This is a genomic window from Polaribacter atrinae (assembly GCF_038023995.1).
GTDB lineage: Bacteria > Bacteroidota > Bacteroidia > Flavobacteriales > Flavobacteriaceae > Polaribacter > Polaribacter atrinae.
In genome coordinates this window covers 1,630,269-1,649,764 of the sequence record NZ_CP150660.1, presented here as the reverse complement: position 1 = coordinate 1,649,764, position 19,496 = coordinate 1,630,269, and the positions used below count along the sequence as shown (strand labels likewise).

Annotated in this window: 18 protein-coding genes; 11 read left to right on the top strand and 7 right to left on the bottom strand. The window is 29.7% G+C overall.

Annotated features, from left to right (window positions below):
* Positions 1–18: 18 nt before the first annotated feature.
* Positions 19–2,109, top strand: coding sequence for a peptidylprolyl isomerase (locus WG945_RS07230; RefSeq protein ID WP_068448721.1), 2,091 nt, complete (start codon positions 19–21; stop codon positions 2,107–2,109).
* Positions 2,110–2,450: 341 nt separating this feature from the next.
* On the opposite strand, the gene rho is transcribed toward WG945_RS07230, so the two are convergent.
* The gene (gene rho / locus WG945_RS07225; RefSeq protein WP_068448720.1) at positions 2,451–4,160 is read right to left on the bottom strand and encodes a transcription termination factor Rho; all 1,710 of its coding nucleotides are present in this window, start codon (positions 4,158–4,160) and stop codon (positions 2,451–2,453) included.
* Positions 4,161–4,356: 196 nt separating this feature from the next.
* Between rho and WG945_RS07220 the strand changes: the two genes are divergently transcribed.
* The 4 genes from WG945_RS07220 (at position 4,357) to WG945_RS07205 (ending at position 8,431) form a co-directional block, all read left to right on the top strand.
* Positions 4,357–4,788: a DUF4293 domain-containing protein gene (locus tag WG945_RS07220; RefSeq protein ID WP_068448719.1), complete on the top strand. Its 432-nt coding sequence runs from the start codon at positions 4,357–4,359 to the stop codon at positions 4,786–4,788.
* 290 nt (positions 4,789–5,078) lie between these two features.
* Positions 5,079–5,744 (top strand): response regulator, encoded by a 666-nt coding sequence (locus WG945_RS07215; protein ID WP_068448718.1) that lies wholly within the window; start codon positions 5,079–5,081, stop codon positions 5,742–5,744.
* 171 nt (positions 5,745–5,915) lie between these two features.
* Complete coding sequence (locus WG945_RS07210; RefSeq protein ID WP_068448717.1) at positions 5,916–6,596, top strand: hypothetical protein; 681 nt, start codon at positions 5,916–5,918, stop codon at positions 6,594–6,596.
* A 113-nt stretch (positions 6,597–6,709) separates the two neighbouring features.
* Positions 6,710–8,431 (top strand): sensor histidine kinase, encoded by a 1,722-nt coding sequence (locus WG945_RS07205; RefSeq protein WP_082864197.1) that lies wholly within the window; start codon positions 6,710–6,712, stop codon positions 8,429–8,431.
* On the opposite strand, the gene WG945_RS07200 is transcribed toward WG945_RS07205, so the two are convergent.
* Positions 8,418–8,915: a metallophosphoesterase family protein gene (locus WG945_RS07200; RefSeq protein ID WP_068448716.1), complete on the bottom strand. Its 498-nt coding sequence runs from the start codon at positions 8,913–8,915 to the stop codon at positions 8,418–8,420. The genes WG945_RS07205 and WG945_RS07200 overlap by 14 nt on opposite strands.
* A 100-nt stretch (positions 8,916–9,015) precedes the next feature.
* On the opposite strand from WG945_RS07200, the gene truA reads away from it, so the two are divergent.
* Genes truA through WG945_RS07185 form a run of 3 tightly spaced genes read left to right on the top strand, consistent with a single transcriptional unit; the run spans position 9,016 to position 11,991 of the window.
* Positions 9,016–9,741 (top strand): tRNA pseudouridine(38-40) synthase TruA, encoded by a 726-nt coding sequence (gene truA / locus WG945_RS07195; RefSeq protein ID WP_068448715.1) that lies wholly within the window; start codon positions 9,016–9,018, stop codon positions 9,739–9,741.
* Positions 9,742–9,744: 3 nt separating this feature from the next.
* Entirely contained in the window at positions 9,745–11,511 is a 1,767-nt protein-coding gene (locus WG945_RS07190) for an ABC transporter ATP-binding protein (protein ID WP_068448714.1), read from the top strand.
* Between the two features lie 51 nt (positions 11,512–11,562).
* Positions 11,563–11,991, top strand: coding sequence for a hypothetical protein (locus WG945_RS07185; protein WP_068448713.1), 429 nt, complete (start codon positions 11,563–11,565; stop codon positions 11,989–11,991).
* 77 nt (positions 11,992–12,068) lie between these two features.
* Here the strand turns inward: WG945_RS07185 and cdaA are convergent, their stop codons facing one another.
* The 4 genes from cdaA to WG945_RS07165 all read right to left on the bottom strand — a co-directional run bounded on the left by cdaA (position 12,069) and on the right by WG945_RS07165 (position 15,355).
* Positions 12,069–12,845 (bottom strand): diadenylate cyclase CdaA, encoded by a 777-nt coding sequence (gene cdaA / locus WG945_RS07180; protein ID WP_068448712.1) that lies wholly within the window; start codon positions 12,843–12,845, stop codon positions 12,069–12,071.
* Between the two features lie 52 nt (positions 12,846–12,897).
* Positions 12,898–13,503 carry an ExbD/TolR family protein gene (locus WG945_RS07175; RefSeq protein WP_068448711.1) on the bottom strand — a complete coding sequence of 202 codons (606 nt, stop codon included), beginning with the start codon at positions 13,501–13,503 and terminating at the stop codon, positions 12,898–12,900.
* Positions 13,504–13,950: 447 nt separating this feature from the next.
* Positions 13,951–14,772 carry a dihydropteroate synthase gene (gene folP, locus WG945_RS07170; RefSeq protein ID WP_068448710.1) on the bottom strand — a complete coding sequence of 274 codons (822 nt, stop codon included), beginning with the start codon at positions 14,770–14,772 and terminating at the stop codon, positions 13,951–13,953.
* A gap of 1 nt (position 14,773) precedes the next feature.
* Complete coding sequence (locus tag WG945_RS07165; protein ID WP_068448709.1) at positions 14,774–15,355, bottom strand: TIGR00730 family Rossman fold protein; 582 nt, start codon at positions 15,353–15,355, stop codon at positions 14,774–14,776.
* 89 nt (positions 15,356–15,444) lie between these two features.
* Here WG945_RS07165 and WG945_RS07160 point away from each other — a divergent pair, with 89 nt between their 5' ends.
* Together WG945_RS07160 and WG945_RS07155 are read left to right on the top strand one after the other, a co-directional pair.
* On the top strand, positions 15,445–15,978 hold the full coding sequence (locus tag WG945_RS07160; RefSeq protein WP_068448708.1) for a DUF1599 domain-containing protein: 534 nt from the start codon (positions 15,445–15,447) through the stop codon (positions 15,976–15,978).
* A gap of 118 nt (positions 15,979–16,096) precedes the next feature.
* Complete coding sequence (locus tag WG945_RS07155) at positions 16,097–17,059, top strand: BT_3928 family protein (protein WP_068448707.1); 963 nt, start codon at positions 16,097–16,099, stop codon at positions 17,057–17,059.
* A gap of 30 nt (positions 17,060–17,089) precedes the next feature.
* Here WG945_RS07155 and WG945_RS07150 read toward each other — a convergent pair whose 3' ends face one another.
* A complete protein-coding gene (locus WG945_RS07150; RefSeq protein ID WP_068448980.1) occupies positions 17,090–18,391 on the bottom strand; it encodes a voltage-gated chloride channel family protein in 1,302 nt (433 codons plus the stop codon).
* A 392-nt stretch (positions 18,392–18,783) separates the two neighbouring features.
* Here WG945_RS07150 and WG945_RS07145 point away from each other — a divergent pair, with 392 nt between their 5' ends.
* Positions 18,784–19,485, top strand: coding sequence for a crotonase/enoyl-CoA hydratase family protein (locus WG945_RS07145; RefSeq protein ID WP_068448706.1), 702 nt, complete (start codon positions 18,784–18,786; stop codon positions 19,483–19,485).
* Positions 19,486–19,496 lie beyond the last annotated feature (11 nt).

Sequence of the window (19,496 nt, the reverse complement as noted above, 5' to 3'; positions counted from 1 at the left end):
AAAATTAAATAAACTCATATGGCAATTTTATCAAAAATTAGAGAACGTTCAATGTTCTTAATCATTATAATTGGTTTAGCACTTTTTGCTTTTGTATTAGATCCATCTACTTTAGGTGATTTTTTCAACTCAAGTAAGGTAAATCAAGTAGGTGAAGTAAATGGAGAATCTATCTCTTTACAAGAGTTTACAGCAGAATTAGAAGCATATAAGCAACAAGTAGGTAATGGAGTTACTGAAATGCAAGCCTCTAAAAATGTTTGGGATAATATTGTTAGAAAAAAAATCTATCAAAATCAATTATCAGAAGCAGGAATTACTGTTGGTGAAGCAGATGTTTGGAATGAAGTAATTAATGCACCTTCTGTTAAAGACAATCCTCAATTTCAAAATGAAGTTGGCTTTTTTGACGAAGTAAAATTCAAACAATTTTTAGCAGACACAAAATTAAATAATCCAGAAATGTGGGGAGCTTGGTCTAACTACATGACTCAAATTAGAGATAATGGAGAAAGAAATACTTACAATAATTTAGTAACTGCAGGTCTTAGTGCTTCTTTAAAAGAAGGAGAGTCTCAATATTTTGCAGATAATACAAAATTAACTTCTCAATTTGTATTTGTTCCTTACACTTCAATTTCAGATAGTTTAGTTACTGTTTCTAAAGGAGAAATAGAATCTTATGTAAAAGCAAATTCGAACGATTTTAAAGTAGAAGAGTCTAGAGATATTTCTTATGTGCAATTTAATATTGCTGCAACTACTGAAGATGAAAATGCTATTAAAGCGAGCGTTTCTGAATTAATAGAAGATTTTAAAAGCACTTCTAATGAAAGAGAGTTTTTAAGTGAAAATGATTCTGATACAAGTATCGATGATAGTTTTAAATTTCAAAGAGAGGTTAATGCAACTGTAGCTTCAGAAATTTTTAAAGGAGCTAAAGGCGATGTTTTTGGTCCTTATAAAGAACAAGGGTATTTTAAAATATCTAAAATTACAGATGTTACTAGTATGCCAGACTCTGCAAGAGCAAGTCATATTTTAATTCCATTTTTAGGAGCTCAAAGAGTTGCTGCAGATGTAACAAGAACACAAGATGAAGCTAAGGTTTTAGCAGATAGTATTTTAACAGTTGTAAAAAGAAACAAAAATAAATTTGAAGATTTAGCTAAAACAATGTCTTCTGATCTTGGTTCTGGAGCAAAAGGAGGAGATTTAGATTGGTTTACTTATAGTAGAATGACACCTAAATTTAGAGATTTTGTTTTTGAAGGTAATAAAGGAGATATTGGCGTTGTTGAAACTCCATTTGGTTTTCATGTTATTAAGATTGATGGTCAAAAGAATAAACAAACAGCTTTAAAATTAGCTACTTTTAGTAGACAAATAATAGCTTCTGAAAGTACTGAAAATGCTGTTTTTCAAAAATCAGAACAATTTGCATTAGCATCATCAAAAGACAATAAGTTTTTTGAAGTAGCAAAAGAAAATAACTATGTTACTAAACCTGCTATTGGTTTAAAAGTATTAGATGAGAATGTACCTGGTTTAGGTAATCAAAGACAAATTATTTCTTGGGCTTTTAGTAATGATACTAAGGCAGGAGATTTTAAACGTTTTGATTTAGAAGGTAGTCATGTAGTTGCTTTTGTAACGGCTAAAACAGAAAAAGGATTAATGTCTGCTGCTAAAGCAACAAGTAGTGTTAAACCTATTTTAGTAAACCAAAAGAAAGCAAAATTAATTGCAGATAAATTTAATGGAACTACTTTAGCTGATATTGCTAAAGACAACAATACGAATGTTAGAAATGCAAGCGGAATTAATTTAAAAAGTCCTACATTATCTGGTGCTGGTTCAGAGCCTAAAGTAGTAGGGGCAATGTATAATGCAGAAATTAATAAAGTTTACAAAAACATAGAGGGTAATAGAGGTGTATATGCTTTTACTGTAACTAATAAAGAGTTACCAACTGCTTTACCTAATTACGAAGCTGTAAGAAAAAGTATTGCAGAGTCTAGAAAAACAAAAACTTTTGCAATATATGAAGCAATTAAAAATGCTTCTGATGTAGAAGATTACAGATCTAACTTATATACTAGTAACTAAGATCAAGTTTATTTAAAATAAAAAATCCGTTCAATTTTTTGAACGGATTTTTTATGCTCTAAATTTAGTTAACGAGTTTAGCTAGATAAGGCGTATATGTTGCTGTTAAGAGTAGTTTAATTACAAGTGTGCTTAGCCCTGATTGCAGCGACATCCTTGTTATGCTTTAATTCAATAGTGTTGGTTATAGCTTGTAAATTGCTTAGTAGTTTTATGATTTGGTTTATAGATTATAATCTGCATAAAAAGATATAGTGGAAAGCAGGAAATAGCTTCTAATAAAAAAAAACCTTCTTGATTGCTCAAAAAGGTTTTGTCTAAATTAAATAGAAAGGTTAATTCTAACCATTCATAGAGATTAAAAACTCATCATTATTCTTAGAGAACTTAATTTTATCATTGATAAATTCCATTGCTTCTATTGGGTTCATATCTGCAAGATACTTACGTAAAACCCACATTCTTTGTACCGTTTTAGCATCTAATAATAAATCGTCTCTTCTTGTAGAAGACTTAATTAAATCGATAGCTGGGTAAATTCTTCTGTTAGAAATATTTCTGTCTAATTGAAGCTCCATGTTACCTGTTCCTTTAAATTCTTCGAAGATTACTTCGTCCATTTTAGAACCTGTTTCTGTAAGTGCAGTAGCAATAATGGTTAAAGAACCACCATTTTCTATGTTTCTAGCTGCTCCAAAGAAACGTTTTGGTTTGTGTAATGCATTTGCATCGATACCACCAGAAAGTATTTTACCAGATGCAGGTGCAACAGTATTATATGCTCTAGCCAAACGCGTAATTGAATCTAAAAGAATTACAACATCATGCCCACATTCTACCAAACGTTTTGCTTTTTCTAAAACTATGTTTGCCACTTTAACGTGTTTGTCTGCAGGTTCATCAAAAGTAGAAGCTACTACTTCTCCACGAACATTACGTTTCATGTCTGTAACTTCTTCCGGACGCTCATCAATCAATAAAACAATTTGATAAACTTCTGGGTGATTTGCTGCAATTGCATTTGCCACGTCTTTTAATAACATGGTTTTACCAGTTTTTGGTTGTGCTACAATCATACCACGTTGTCCTTTTCCTAATGGAGAAAACAAATCGATAATTCTTGTAGATAAAGAGCTTCCTTTTTCTGCTAAATTGAATTTTTCTTGAGGAAATAAAGGAGTTAAGTGTTCAAAAGAAACACGATCTCTAACTAAGTTAGGATTTAATCCGTTTATTTTAGATACTCTGATTAATGGAAAATATTTTTCACCTTCTTTTGGCGGACGAACATTTCCTCTTACAGTATCTCCTGTTTTTAAACCAAATAATTTAATTTGAGATTGAGAAACATAAATATCATCTGGTGATGATAAGTAGTTATAGTCAGAAGAACGTAAAAAACCATAACCATCAGGCATAATTTCTAATACACCTTCACTTTCAATAATTCCATCAAATTCAAAATCTGGATCTTTATAACGATTACCAGATTTATTACCATTACTTCTGTTAGAGTTGTTTTTGTCTCTAGTTTGGTTAGGGTTTTTCTTTGGAAGATTATTTTTTGGTTGTGGCTTATTTGGTTGTGGTTTGTTTTGAGTATTTGCAGGTTTTTGTTCCTGTTTTTCTACTTTTTTAGCAACTCTTTCTTTGGTTACTTTTGGTTTAGTTTCTACTACTGTTTCAACTTCTTTTTGTACAGTTTCTTTCTGTACAGGTTTCCTAGGGTTAGGTTTACGTTGAACTGTTTTTTCTTGTTTTACCTTTACTTCAGGTGTTTCTAATGTAAGCTGCTCAGTTTTAGCTTCTGTTGTTGTCTTTACTGTGTCAGTAGTTTTAGAAACTCTTTTTCTTTTAGGTTTCTCTGTTTTTTGTTTTACTTCAGAAACAAGAGAAGATGAAGTATCTACAGGGTTTGCAGCTTGTGTATCTAGTATTTGATACACTAAATCTAATTTTTTAAGTTGACTCGTCTTCGATAGACCAATAGATTTTGCAATTACCTGTAAATCAGCAAGTGTTTTTGCTTTTAGTTCTGAGATTTCGAACATTCTTTATGTGTTAAGTTAAATTGTAAACCTTATTTAGATAAGATTAATTATAATTTTTTTAGAGTTTATGTATTGTATATAGTACTATACAATATTTAATGGGTGGTTATTATATTACAAATATATGCAAAATTTTTAAGTTTTAGGTTTTCTTTTTAAAAAAGAAAGTTCTACTTTTGTATTTCTATTTTTTAATATGATTCAAAGAATACAGAGTATATATTTATTATTAGCAACTGCAGTTTCTGGCGGTTTAATATTTGTATTTGACATTTGGAGTAGTATTAAAGAGGAGATTTTTGCTTTGGATTTATTTTTTAGAGATTCTATGCTTTTAAAAGTAATTCCTTTGTTATATTTGCTTTCGGCGATTGTATCTTTTGCAACTATTTTTTTATTTAAAAATAGAAAGTTACAATTTGTTGTAGGCCGTTTAGTAATTTTGATCAATCTTTTTTTATTAGGATTATTGATTTATGTATCTCTAACTTTACCTGGAGAAGTTTCGATTTCGGAGAAAGGTATTGGGATGTTCTTACCAATTTTAGTTATTTTGCTTATTGTTTTGGCAAATAAAGCTATTAAAAAGGATGAAGATCTTGTGAAATCTGTAGATAGATTGCGATAAACCTATCATATTAGTATATTTAGTGCGAAAAAAAAACCGAGAATTTATTTCTCGGTTTTTTGTTTTCTATAACTTTCTAGAGTTTAAAACTAATTTGAATATTTAATTTGTATTTTTATTAACTAAAATAGTTTAAAATTAATAACAACTAACATATTGTAAATTAAATATATATGTTAATCTTCTCACTGTTTTCAGTGAGGTGTCTCACTGAAAACAGTGAGGTCGAAATTTCACCGAAAATGGGTATTGTAAGTCTCTTAATTGTACTCTAAATTTGTAATATAATAATGAAAGAAAAGATATACGTTCACGTAGCCGATGATCATAAAATATTAATAGAAGGCATCATCGCTGTAATAAATACTGATAAAGAAATTGAAATTAAAGGTTACTCTTTAACAGGACAAGAGGTAATTGATTGGTTTGATCAAAAAGAAAATTCGGCAGATGTGTTAATATTAGATATTACAATGCCAGTTTTAGATGGTTTTGAAGTATTAAAACACTTTAGAAAAAGAAAAATAGACCAAAAAGTTATTATTTTATCTAGTTATGATGATCTTAAGATTGTTCAAGAAGTTTTATCTTTAGGTTGTAATGGTTACATCTCTAAAAATAATGCTGGAGAGCACATTGTAAACGCTATTAAAGCAGTTGCAAATGGCGAGCAATATTTTAGTAGTGATATCCAGAAAATTTTATTACAATCTTTATCTGGTCAAAAGGTTCCTAAAGGAGAAATGCCAGACAAATATTTGTTAGAGAGTTTAACGGAAAGAGAATTGGATGTTTTAAAATTAATTACAAAAGAGTATAGTACGCTAGAGATGGCAGATTTAATGCATCTTAGTAGAAACACCATAGAAACGTATAGAAAAAGTTTGTTAAAAAAATTAAATGTAAAAAATGCAGTAGGCTTGGCAATGTATGCAGTTAAAAACAATATAGTTTAGTTCTTACACCCCTAAAAAAATAATTATTAAGCTTTGATTTATTTATAAATCGTTCCCCTAAAAGGTTTAATAGTTAACTCTAAGAACACTAATTGGTGCATGCATTCTAGCTTACTATAAATATGAATAGTTTTCCTTATAGAATTAAATATAGTATTAAAAACTCCCCTTATGAAAAAAATTAACTTATTTGCAGTATTAGCGTCGTTAACATTTATTTTTACTTCTTGCTCATTCAACGAAACAGTATTGCCAGAAGAACAAAATTTAGATTTATTAAAAGCGTATACCATTAAAAGAGACGTTGATGGAGCTTATTCTTTAGATTTTAATTTAAATGGAAATGTAAAAACGGAAAACGTTGTTGATGAAACTACAAATACTAATTATATTTATTTATATTCATCAGAAAATAAACTGAATAGTAAGGTTACTCAAGATTTTGTAATAGACGGAAATCAACTTAAAATAGGATTTGTAGATACCAATACTAGTAAACAACCTCAAATTAGTATTAAAGATGAAGACGCTTCATTTGCTAAAGCAAACAAAGAAGAAATGTTAGCTGAGTATAGTATCTCTGGCAATGAAAATGGAACTTATACACTAAACTTTAGTGTAAAAAATAAAGTGAAAGTAGATTTTATTTTTAATGAAGAATTAAGCATTTACGAAGTTCATTTACAAGAAGGAAAATCTGAAGAAACAGTTTTTTCTAAGGTTTTTGAAAAATTAGAAGGTCAAACTTTAAAAATTGATTTTGTAAATCATATTATAGAAAATAATACTTCTGCAAAATCAACAGGTTATACATATTTCAAAGAGAGAAGACCAGAAGTAATCATAGATTAAATAAATAAAAATTGAAAATCTTAAGTAGAATATTTTTGTTTTTGTTTTTGCTTATTTTTTTTAAAGCACTTTCAAATAGAAAAGAAGTTGTATTTCATACAGCTTCTTTTTGTATGCAATTAAATGATAGTGTTTTAATAAAAAGTTTTAAAAATGTTGATAAATTATATAAAGAGAAAAAATTTGATGTAGCATTAAAAAATGCATTTACTTTATTAGATAGTTCTAAGAATAAAAATAGAAGTGTTTTTTACAAAACAAACTATTTAATAGGAAATATTTTTTACGAAACACTAAGCTTTAATGATGGTATAAAATATTTTAGAGTTAATGTAGATAATATGTTAAATGATTCTCTATTATTAGATAATAAAGATGAAAATTTAGAATCAAAATTATTATTAATTCAAAATTATCTGCGTTTAGGAAGTTCCTATCACAAACTTAAAGAGAGGAGTAATGTAAAAGACAAAGAGCAAATTAAAAATTATAGAGACAGTACATTATATTATTATAAAAAAATTTTAGATTTTAACGATCTAAATAAAATTTATTTAGATACTAAAGCAAAAGCATATAGTAATTTATCTGCTTTTTATATTAATGATTCTTTATATGATTTAGCTACTAAATATGCCAATAAATCTATAAAAATTCATAAATTAAATAATAATAAAATAAATCAAGCTGCTGCTTTAGGTAATCTAGCGAGTATTTATTTAATTAAAGAAGATTTTAACTTAGCTAAAGAAATCTATTTAGAAGGTTTAGACTTAATAAAGAATGATAATAGTTCAAAAGCAGTAAGATTTAAAGCTAGTTTATATGCTAATTTATCTTGGGCTATGTACAAGTTAAAAGATTACAAAGCGTATGAATTTCAAGAAATATCTTATGGTATAAAAGATGAATTAAGAGATACTGAAATTAGAGGAATTGTAAAAAAAATTAATGCTGAATACGATGTTAATACAGTTAAAAAATTAGTTTTAAAAGAAGAAGAAAACAAACGACTAAAAAATCAAAGGACATTCTGGTTACTTGGTATAGGAAGCGTAATTATAATTATTACCTTATTGTTTGCATTAATTTTTTATAAACTTAGACAGAAAAATTTAAGTTTAAAACTATCTCAAACACAGTTAGTTCAGAGTCAGAATTTAGAAAAAATAAAATCAGATTCTCAGGTAAGGATTTTAAATGCTACAATAGATGGTAAAGAATCAGAGAGAAAACAAATAGCAGAAACGTTACATGACAGTATAAGTGCGCTTTTATCATCTGCAAATTTGCACTTACAAGCTACAAGAGGTCTTTTTAAAGGAGAAACACCTGTAGAAATAGACAAAACACAAAAAATTATAAAAGAAGCATCTCAAAGTATAAGAGATTTATCTCACACCTTAGTTTCTTCTGTATTGTTAAAATTTGGTTTAAAATATGCTATAAAAGAAATAGCAGAAAAATATTCTAACTCTCAAATTAAGATTGATACAAGAATAGGAGAAACAAGGAGGTACGAACAAAATTTTGAAATAAAAGTATATAATATTATTCAAGAATTTGTGAATAATATTTTAAAGCATAGTAAGGCAGAAAAGGCAATGATTAAGATAGATGAAGCCGATGGTAAATTATATCTAAGAATTTCTGATGATGGTGTTGGATTTGATAAAAATAAGGTAGTAAATAAAGAAGGACTTGGTTTAAATCAAATAGATGCTAGAATACAAATGATGCAAGGGGAATTCAATATAGATACAGCTCCTAAAAGTGGTACGGTTATTAAAGTTGTTTTACCTATTTTAGAAAAAAAACAAGTTAACCTCGTTTAGCAAGTTCTATAATTTCCATATCTTTTATTTCTCCATTGTCTAAGGAAAAACGCAACATGGTTCTTACTTTATGAAAACCATGGTTTCCTGCTGCACCTGGGTTTAAATGCAATAAGTTTAGTTTTTTATCATATTGTACTTTTAAAATATGAGAATGCCCAGAAATAAATATTTTTGGAGGGTTTACTTTTATTTCTTCACGAATTCTTTGATCATATCTATTAGGGTAACCACCAATGTGTGTTATCCAAACAGCAACATTTTCAACTTCAAATTTGTTGTCTAGAAGAAATTCAGATCTAGCATCAGCTCCATCAATATTACCAAAAACAGCTCGTAAAGGTTTTAATTTTTTTATAGTGTCGGTAACTTCTAAATTACCAATATCTCCAGCGTGCCAAACTTCATCTGCTTGCTTTACAAACTTTAAGATTTGAGCATCAATAAAACTATGAGTATCAGATAATAATAAGATTTTCTTCATAAAAAGAAATAGTTAGAAAAATTTAACGTCTCTATTGGCTTCAAATGTAATCATAACAAAATAAATTCCGTAATTTTGATGGCTACAAAAACAGACTTTCTTGAGGTATTTTATAGAACTTTCTTATAACGGAAAAAATTATCATGGTTGGCAAATTCAGCCAGATGTAATCTCTGTGCAAGAAAAATTAAACAAAGCGGTTAGTACAATTTTTCAAGAAAAAATTGAAGTTGTTGGAGCAGGTAGAACAGATACCGGAGTACATGCTTCGCAAATGTTTGCTCATTTTGATATAGATAAAACATTAAAAGGAGATATTCCGCACAAGTTAAACTCACTGCTTCCTATGGACATTGTAGTGTATAACGTGTTTGAGGTTGATGATGAGCAACACGCGCGTTTTGGGGCACTTAGCAGAAGTTATGAATATAAAGTATGGTTGGGTAGAAATCCTTTTTTATTAGATTTTTCGTGGCAAATACATTCTCAAGATTTGAATATAGATTTAATGAATGAGGCTGCAAAATTATTGTTAGAGTATACAGATTTTCAAACTTTTTCTAAAGTAAAGACAGATGTTTATACTTATAACTGTGATATTACAGAAGCTGTTTGGAAACAAAACGGAAAAGAATTGGTGTTTTATATAACAGCAAATCGTTTTTTAAGAAACATGGTGAGAGCCATTGTTGGTACTTTGGTTGATGTTGGTCTCGGAAAAATATCAAAAGAAGATTTTAGAAAAATTATTGAGAGTAAAAATAGAAGCAACGCAGGATTGTCAGTTCCTGCAAAAGGATTGTTTTTAACAAATATAAAATACTAAATTTTGGCAGGTAAAACAGGAAATGCATTTGATTTACAAATCTTCTTAAGACTAATGTCTTTTGCAAAACGCTATAAGTTAAACTTTTTTATTGCTGTTTTTTCCACTATTTTATTATCGTTGGTAGCACTACTAAACCCTTATTTAATAAAAGAAACGGTAGATAAATATATCACAGAAAAAGATGCTCAAGGCCTTATAAATAATATCATATTAATGTTTGTGGTTGTGCTTGTAGAAGTGTTGCTACGTTTTACTTTTATTTATTTTGCAAATTGGGTTGGTCAACATATCATTAGAGATATTAGAGCAAAAACATTTAGGCACATTTTACAGTTTAAAATGTCTTATTTTGATAAAAACTCCGTTGGTAAATTGGTTACCAGAGTCGTTTCTGATATAGAAACCATTGCCGCTTTTTTTAGTAGTGGTGTTTTTACAATAGTAAGTGATGTCTTGCAAATGTTTGCAGTAGCTGCGTTAATGTTTTATTTTAATTGGAAACTAGCCTTAATCGCTTTAGCAGTTTTACCTATTTTAATTTATGCCACAAGCGTTTTTCAGAAAGCCATTAAAGCTACTTTTCAAGAAGTAAGAAATCAAGTAGCAAATTTAAATGGATTTGTACAAGAGCGAGTTACAGGAATGAAGATTGTACAACTCTTTAATAGAGAAAAGATAGAGTATAAGAACTTTAACGATATCAATAATAAACATAAAGAAGCGTATGTAAAAACCATTTGGTATTTTTCTATTTTCTTTCCTATTGCAGAAATTTTATCATCTATTGGTATTGGTTTAATTGTTTGGTTTGGGAGTAAACAAATTATTGGAGGTACGGTACCAGGGCCTGGAACTGTAATGGCCTTTGTGCAAATGGCGCAAATGTTATTTAGACCTTTACGTCAAATTGCAGATAAGTTTAACCAATTACAAATGGGAATTGTTTCTGGGGAACGTGTTTTTAAGGTTTTAGATACCCACAGTAGTATTGTTAAAAACGGAACCATAACAGCAGGGAAATTAAAAGGAAACATCAATCTGAAAGATGTTAGATTTAGCTATATAAAAGGAGAAGAAGTTTTAAAGGGAATTTCTTTGGATGTAAAAAGTGGGCAAACAGTTGCTATTGTTGGTGCAACAGGAGCAGGAAAATCTACGATTATCAACTTAATAAACCGTTTTTATGAAATAGATACTGGTACTATTTGTGTTGATGATGTTTCTATTGATAACTATACATTAGAGAGTTTAAGAAACCAAGTTGCTGTAGTTTTACAAGATGTTTTCTTGTTTTCAGATTCCATTTTGAATAATATTACATTAAAAAATGATAAAATTACTTTAGAAGAGGTAGAAAAAGCTGCTAAACAAATAGGAATTCATGATTTTATTATGACACTTCCAGGAGGGTATCAATATAATGTAAAAGAACGTGGTGCGATGTTATCTTCTGGACAGAGACAATTAATTGCTTTTTTACGTGCTTATGTAAGCAAACCAAGTATTTTAATTTTAGATGAAGCTACTTCTTCTGTAGACTCTCATGCAGAACAAATGATTCAATATGCAACAGAAACAATTACAAAAGGTAGGACTTCTATTGTAATTGCACATCGATTAGCAACGATTAAACAAGCAGATAAAATTATTGTTATGGATAAAGGTTTAATTGTAGAAGAGGGTACTCATAACGAGTTGTTAGATAGAGAGAAAGGGTATTATAAAAACTTATATGATAAACAGTTTAGCATACAAAAAGCATCTTAGAATCCTTTTTTTTGATTTACATTTGTGGTACTAACATTAAAAATAAAAAAGATGAAAAAAATCGTAGTATCAATTTTCGTATTAGGAGCATTAGTATTTTCTTCTTGTAAATCTGAAACAAAAGAAGTGAAAGAAGTGGTTGTAGAAACCGAAACTGTAAATAAAGAAGAGTTAGAGTTAATCGATGAAGAAGAAATCGAGGAAGAAGTTAGTGAATCATTAACTTCAGCTATAGAAGGAGTCACAATTCCTAATTTTTCTAATGAGGAAGTAACGCAGAATTTATTAGGATATGCACAATATGCTAAAAATTATATAGAAGCTAATGGAGATTTTGTTAAAATTACAGGTATGGCTTCTAAAGGTGCTTCTTTATTGAAAAAAGGAAAAGAATTAACGTCTACTTTAGATGAAGGTGAATTAGCAAAATATAAAAGTGTATTATCTGCTATTCAAGAAAAAATGGCTGCAGCTAACTAGAAACATATTTAGTATTAATAAAAAAAAGGTTCTCAATTTGAGAACCTTTTTTTATGTGTTTTTTTAGATTTAATGAGTTACATTAAATCTTTTTTTAGCTTTTCATCGAGTTCAGTATAATCAGAATATAGCTCAAACCCACCGTCTTTTATATAAGAAATTTCTCCAGTTTCTTCAGATACCAACAAACAAACTGCATCTGTTTTTTCAGAAACGCCAATTGCAGCCCTATGTCTTAATCCGAATCTAGAAGGAATTTTTGTACTGTCGGAAACAGGTAAAATAACTCTTGTTGCAACAATATAATTGTCTCTAATAATTAAAGCACCGTCATGTAACGGACTATTTTTATAAAATACACTTTCTAAAATTGCAACATTTACCAAAGCATTCATACTGTCTCCAGTGTTTATTAAAAAATCTAGAGCATTGGTACGTTCAATAACAATTAAAGCACCTGTCTTAGTTTTAGCCATGTTTTTACATGCATCTAAAATTGTTTCTGTATCATTTTCTGTACCTATTTCTGTATGTAGAAATTTAAGTTGTTTTAAAAAACTTCGTTTATTGGTAAAGTTTGTGGTACCAATCATTAATAAGAATTTTCGTATTTCTTGCTGAAAAACAATGATTAATGCAATAACACCACCAGAAAGTAAATAGCCTAAAATACCACTTAGCATTTCCATTTTTAAGGCTTGGGTTATTTTCCAAATTAAGAAAATAAAGGCAATACCAATTACAATATTAATAGCAACGGTACCTTTTAATAGTTTGTAAATGTAATAGAGTAGTGTTGCCACTAATAAAATATCTAATGCATCTAGTAAAGAAAATTCAATAAAATCGAACATGAAAATTGACTGAGTTTACGCTAAATTACTAATAAATTTGATGACCGCAATATCAATTACCATTTTCTGTGTCTGATAATAATAATGGGTATTTTTCTCTGATTAATTTTATTTTTTCTTGAATGCTTTTATCACGGTGATTCGATTTTTTATAAGCATCTACCAAACTCACATAATTTTGGTTATATAATTTTACAGCTAGTTTATTTCGTAAATGTGTGTAGGCTGAGTTTAAAATATCTAAAGTAGAAATATAGGTTTCATAAGTAGTTAAGCGATCTGTTTTTATAGCTATAATTGCTTTTGTAGGATGGTCTGATGAGGAGGATATTTTATTACCATTACGCCAATCACAGTTTTGTTTGTTAATGTCTAATCCGCCTCCATTGTCTATAAAATTGATGGCAATTTGTTTTAATTCGTTTAATTGAATTGTTTTTCCGTCTACAAAAAGTTCATTGTTTTTGTTGATGTTTACTTCTAAGATATTTCTTTCATTGATGTCAATATCTGTGGGGTTTTCTTGTTTCTGAGGAATTTTTCTTGATATTCCTGCATCAACACTCATTGTGGTGGTTACTAAGAAGAAGATTAATAACAAAAACGCAATGTCTGCCATAGAGCCAGCGTTAATTTCTGGAGATTCTTTTCTACTCATAATTTCTAGTTTTTAAAAGTTAATAAATGGGTTGTCTATCCGAATTATTTCGAATTGATTTATTAAAGTTTGGTTAGGTAGATTTTTGGCGTTAACATTTATTTAACAAAAAGAATGCCAAATATTTATATGCTCATCATTGCGAAGGAAGAATAACCAAAGCAATCTGAGATTTCTCAATCGCTAAAAAGTGCTCATTTTAAAATGACAGTATTAAAGTTAATTGACAAGTTTTAGCCCTGATTGAAATGGCATCCTTTTTTTTAAAACTACGTCATTGCGAGGAACGAAGCAATCTGTTAATTAATAATGAGATTGCTACAGTTTACAAAAAAGTAAACTTCGCAATGACAGAAGAAAAAAGATATAGTTGAAAGCAGGAAACAGCTTCTAAAAATTATGAAGTGCTAGTTTAATGAAATATTTCTTTATTCCTCGCAATGACGATTAACGAATCTGATTTACAATTTTTACAGCTTCTACAGCTTCTTTTACATCATGAACACGTAAAATATTTGCGCCATTTAACAACGCAATGGTGTTTGCAGAAGTAGTGGCGTTTAGGGCTTCTTGGGCAGAAATATCTAAGGTTTTGTACAACATAGATTTACGAGAAATTCCGGCTAAAATGGGTGTGTCTAAACTTTTAAAAAGTGATAAATTCTTTAAGATTTCAAAATTATGAGCGTTGGTTTTTCCAAACCCGAAACCAACATCTATAATAATGTCATTTAATTTAAGTTGATGTAATTTGTGTATTTGTGCAGCGAAAAAAGAAATAATTTCTTTGGTTACGTCTTTATAAACAGGGTTTTTCTGCATGTTTTGTGGCGTACCTAACATGTGCATTAAAATATAAGGAACTTGCAAATTGGCAACAGTTGTAAACATCTTGTCATCCATTTTTCCGCCAGAAATATCGTTTACAATTGCTGCACCTGCGTTTATGGTTTCTTGTGCAATTCTACTTCTAAAAGTATCTACAGAAATAATAATTTCAGGGAAATTTTGTGTCAATAAATTGATAACAGGTACAATTCTTTGCAGTTCTTCTTCTTCGGAAATATGTTTTGCGCCAGGTCTAGAAGAATACGCACCAACATCTATAAAAGTGGCACCATCTAAAAGCATTTTTTCTACCTGAGAAAGAATATCTGTTTCATTTTTATATTTACCACCGTCAAAGAAAGAATCTGGTGTAATATTTAAAATACCCATCACTTTTGGTGATGCTAAATCTACTAAAGTACCTTTACAATTTATGGTCATGCTAACTCACTACTTTATTAATTACACCTGTAATTTTTGGAGCTTTATAGGCGTTCATTTTTTGCATTAAATCTTCTACAGAAGTACCAACAATTAGCATATCTCTATTGGTCTGTTTTAAGAAACCTTCTTCAATCATTTTGTCTAATTGTAGTAAAACAGTGTCGAAAAAACCATTTACGTTTAAAATACCTACTGGTTTTTGTTCTATATATAGTTGACTTAAAGTTAAGGCTTCAAACAATTCATCTAAGGTTCCAAAACCACCCGGAAGCGTAATATAACCATCTACTAATTGGCTCATAATTACTTTACGCTCGCTCATTGTTTTGCACACAATCATTTCTTCTACACCAGCATGTACAACTTCTTCTTTTTCTAATAATTGAGGAATTACACCAATAATTTCTCCGTTATGAGCTAGAATTGTATCGGCAATTGTGCCCATCATTCCTATTTTACCACCACCATAAACCAAACCGATTTGGTTGTTGGCAAAATAGTTTCCTAATTCTATAGCAGCTTCTTTATAAATAGGGTTAAAACCTAAGCTTGATCCACAAAAAACAACAACTTTTTTCAATTTTATGAGTTTTAAAATTCTTTTGTAAAAATAAATGAAAAGCCTATAGGATTTAGTATTTTTGAACAAATACTTTTTAACAAGATAGAATGCAAGATACATCTAAACAATATGATGCTGTAATTGAAGAATGCAGAAGTTTATTTATAAAAAAAATGAGTGATTATGGTTCTTCGTGGCGAATTTTACGACTACCATCTTTAACGGATCAAATTTTTATTAAGGCGCAAAGAATTCGTCAATTACAAGAAAACGAAGTTAGAAAAGTTGATGAAGGAGAGAAGTCTGAGTTTATCGGCATTATCAATTATTCTATAATGGCGTTAATTCAGTTAGAAAATGGAGTTGTAGCAAACCCAGATTTAAACACAGAAGAAGCAACCATTTTGTATGATAAACATGCAAAAATCACCAAAGAATTAATGATGAATAAAAACCATGATTACGGTGAAGCATGGAGAGATATGCGTGTTTCTAGTTTAACAGATTTAATTTTGCAGAAATTATTACGCGTAAAACAAATTGAAGATAATAAGGGAAAAACATTGGTTTCGGAAGGAATTGATGCCAATTACCAAGACATGATTAATTATGCCATTTTTGCAATGATTCATTTGGGGTAGAATCACAGTAAAGAGTACCTTTTGAGGGGTGTATATATCAAAAGGCATAAGTAATTACTTTACAAGTATAGAAAGTTTATATCGGTAAATTTTTAAAGAACAGTTAAAAATATAATAGATGAAAATATTAGTACAGTTAGCAAGAATTATAGTAGGAGCCTTATTTATATTTTCGGGTTTTGTAAAATTAGTAGATCCCATAGGATCGCAATATAAGTTTGAAGAATATTTTTCTGAAGGTGTTTTAAATATGGAGTTTTTAATTCCGTATGCATTGCCTTTTTCAATTCTATTAATCGTTGCAGAAATATTGTTGGGAGTTATGGTTTTAATTGGTTACAAATCTAAACTAACAGTTTGGAGTCTGTTTTTATTAACACTTGTTTTCTTGTTTTTAACTTGGTACTCTGCTTATTATAATAAAGTAACCGATTGTGGATGTTTTGGAGATGCTGTAAAATTATCTACTTGGGGCACTTTCTATAAAAACGTTATTTTAATTGGGTTAATTATTATCTTGTTGTTAAAAACCAACTTAATTAAACCAATTTTTGGAGGAAAGATTCCAAAGATCATTACCTTTTTATCATTAGGTGTTTTCTTATTTATTGTTCAGCATGTATTAACGCATTTGCCAATTATAGATTTTAGAGCGTATGCAATTGGTAAGAGTATTCCTAAAGGAATGGAATACCCAGAAGACGGAAGTATTCCTCCTGTTCATGATTTTATGCTAGAAGATGCGCAAGCAGATTTAGCACCAGAATTATTAAAGAAAGAAAAAGTAATGTTGGTTATTATCTATAATTTAGGTAAAGTTGATAAAAACGGATTTCCGGCAATTAAAGACATCACAACAAAAGCAAAGGAAAAAGGGTATACGGTTTATGGAGTTTCTGCTTCTTTTTCTGATGATTTAATTTTAGCTCAAGAAAAGTATAATTTGCCTTTCGAGTTTCTATTCTGTGATGAAACTACTTTAAAAACAATAATTAGAGCAAACCCTGGAGTTGTAATTTTAGATAAAGGAGTTGTTGTACAAAAGAAAAATTGGATAGATGTAGATGAGTTAGAATTGTAACTCAATTACCTTATATAAAGTTCTTAAGGACTAATTTTTACTACGTTTGTTATCTACGTCGGTAAGAGTTAGTCCTTTTTCGTTGTTATAAAATACATGTTTCGGACTCCCAATAATTTGAGCAGAATAAATACCAGAATGCCCAGAAAATAAGTAAGAAGTTATACACGCCAAGGCGATAAAAATTCCAGATTCAATTCCGAATAATTCAATACCCATAATAGTACAAGCAATTGGCGTGTTTGTAGCACCTGCAAAAACAGCCACAAAGCCCATACCTGCTAATAAAGGCATTGGTAAAGGAATAAACCAGATTAAAACGTTTCCTAAAGTTGCGCCTATAAAGAATAAAGGCGTTACTTCTCCACCTTTAAAACCAGCGCCTAAAGTAAAAGAGGTGAATAATAATTTCAGGATAAAATCGTAAGAATTTAAATCAATATTAAAAGCATCTACAATAGTTGGTACACCAAGTCCCATGTATTTTGTTGTTCCAATTAAGTACCATGTAATTGCTAAAATAATACCACCAATTACAGGACGAAGTGGAGGGTATTTAATAAGTTTCTTAAACGTATTTCCCCAAAAGTGAGTAGATTTAGAAAACAATAGACTTGCCAAACCAAAAATAATTCCAGCTAATACAGCCCATAAAACCGTTGCTGGTGTTAACGCAACAACTGTAGAAATACTATAATGTGTATGATGAGAAATTTGCCAAACATCACAAAAATAGTTGGCAAAAATAGCGGCTAAAAAACTCGGTAAAATAGCATCAAATTTAATACGACCAATAACCATTACTTCTAATGCGAAAATAGCACCCGCTAAAGGCGTTCCAAAAACAGAAGCAAAACCTGCACTGATACCTGCAATTAAAACAATTTTTCTATTAGCATCAGACAACTTAAAAACTTTGGTAAACTGATCTGCTATAGCACCACCAACTTGTACAGCTGTTCCCTCACGTCCTGCAGAACCTCCAAATAAATGCGTAAGGATGGTTCCTAAAAAGACCAAAGGAGCCATTTTAAAAGGAATTACTTTTTTAGGAGTATGATATTCTTCTAACAGTAAATTATTTCCTTTTACAACACTTTCTCCATAATAATGATAAGACAAACCAATAATCAAACCTGCAATAGGTAACAACGCAACAATCCAAAGGTTTGCTTCTCTATAATTTGTTGCCCATTCTAAAGACCATAAGAAAACTGCGGAAGTACTACCTGTTAGCACTCCAATAAGTAAGCAGATAAAAGTCCATTTTAAAAGAAAGAGTAAAGAAAAGCTTTGTTCAAATGAAAGAAAGAATTTTTTAATGGTATTCATAGCGTTTACTTCCACTTAAAAAAAGAAATTGTTAGATTTTATGGTATTCAAAACCATATATGTTTTGATTTCATTGGCAAAAATAAACAATTAATACCTAATAAGTACTCAATTTAGGTTTGTTGGCAGGTAAGTTGCGTTAGGGATTGCAGTGGAAATCCTTTTTAAATGTTTTTAGAAATGCATCATTGCGAGGAACGAAGCAATCTATTTATCTAAAAGAGATTGATCCATAAAGCAGCAAAAGCTTTATTAACAATGACAAATTTAAAAAGATTGTAGCGCAAAGCCCGACCTATAAGGGAACGCCCAAATAAAATGAATTATGTACCATGAATTGTTGGTGTTGTATTTTTAAATTATATTGTAAGTCGATAAAAAATAGATATAGAATGAACGAGTTTGTTACATATACATCAGAAGAAAATTACGCTTTAATTACGATTAATAATGGAAAAGCAAATGCAATTTCGCATGAAGTTGTGGCGGGTTTAAATGCAAGCTTAGACAAAGCAGCAGCAGAAAATAAAGTGGTAATTATTACTGGTCAAAAAGGTATATTATCTGGAGGATTCGATTTAAAAGTGATGACAAAATCTCCGGAAGCAGCTAAAGAATTGGTTACAAAAGGATCTCAATTATCCTTAAAAATGTTGTCTTTTTCGCAACCAATTATTATTGCGTGTTCTGGGCATGCCATTGCTAAAGGAGCTTTTTTACTACTTTCTGCAGATTATAGAATTGGTACAGAAGGCGATTTTAAAATTGGTTTAAATGAAGTAATGATTGGTATGACGATGCACAATGCAGGAATTGCGATTGCAAAATCTAGATTGTCTGAAGTCTATTTAAATAGAAGTGTAAATAATGCTGAAATTTATAATCCTAAAGATGCGGTAAAAGCAGGTTTTTTAGATATGATTGTTCCGGATACTCACTTATTGCCAACAGCTATAAAAGTAGCGGGTATGTTTGCAAAACTGAATAAGAAAGCACACGCCCAAACAAAGTTAAAAGTTAGAAAACAACATTTACAAGATTTAGAAAATGCAATTGAATTGGATTTAAACAGCGATATCTCTATTAATTCTTAATAAAAGCGGTG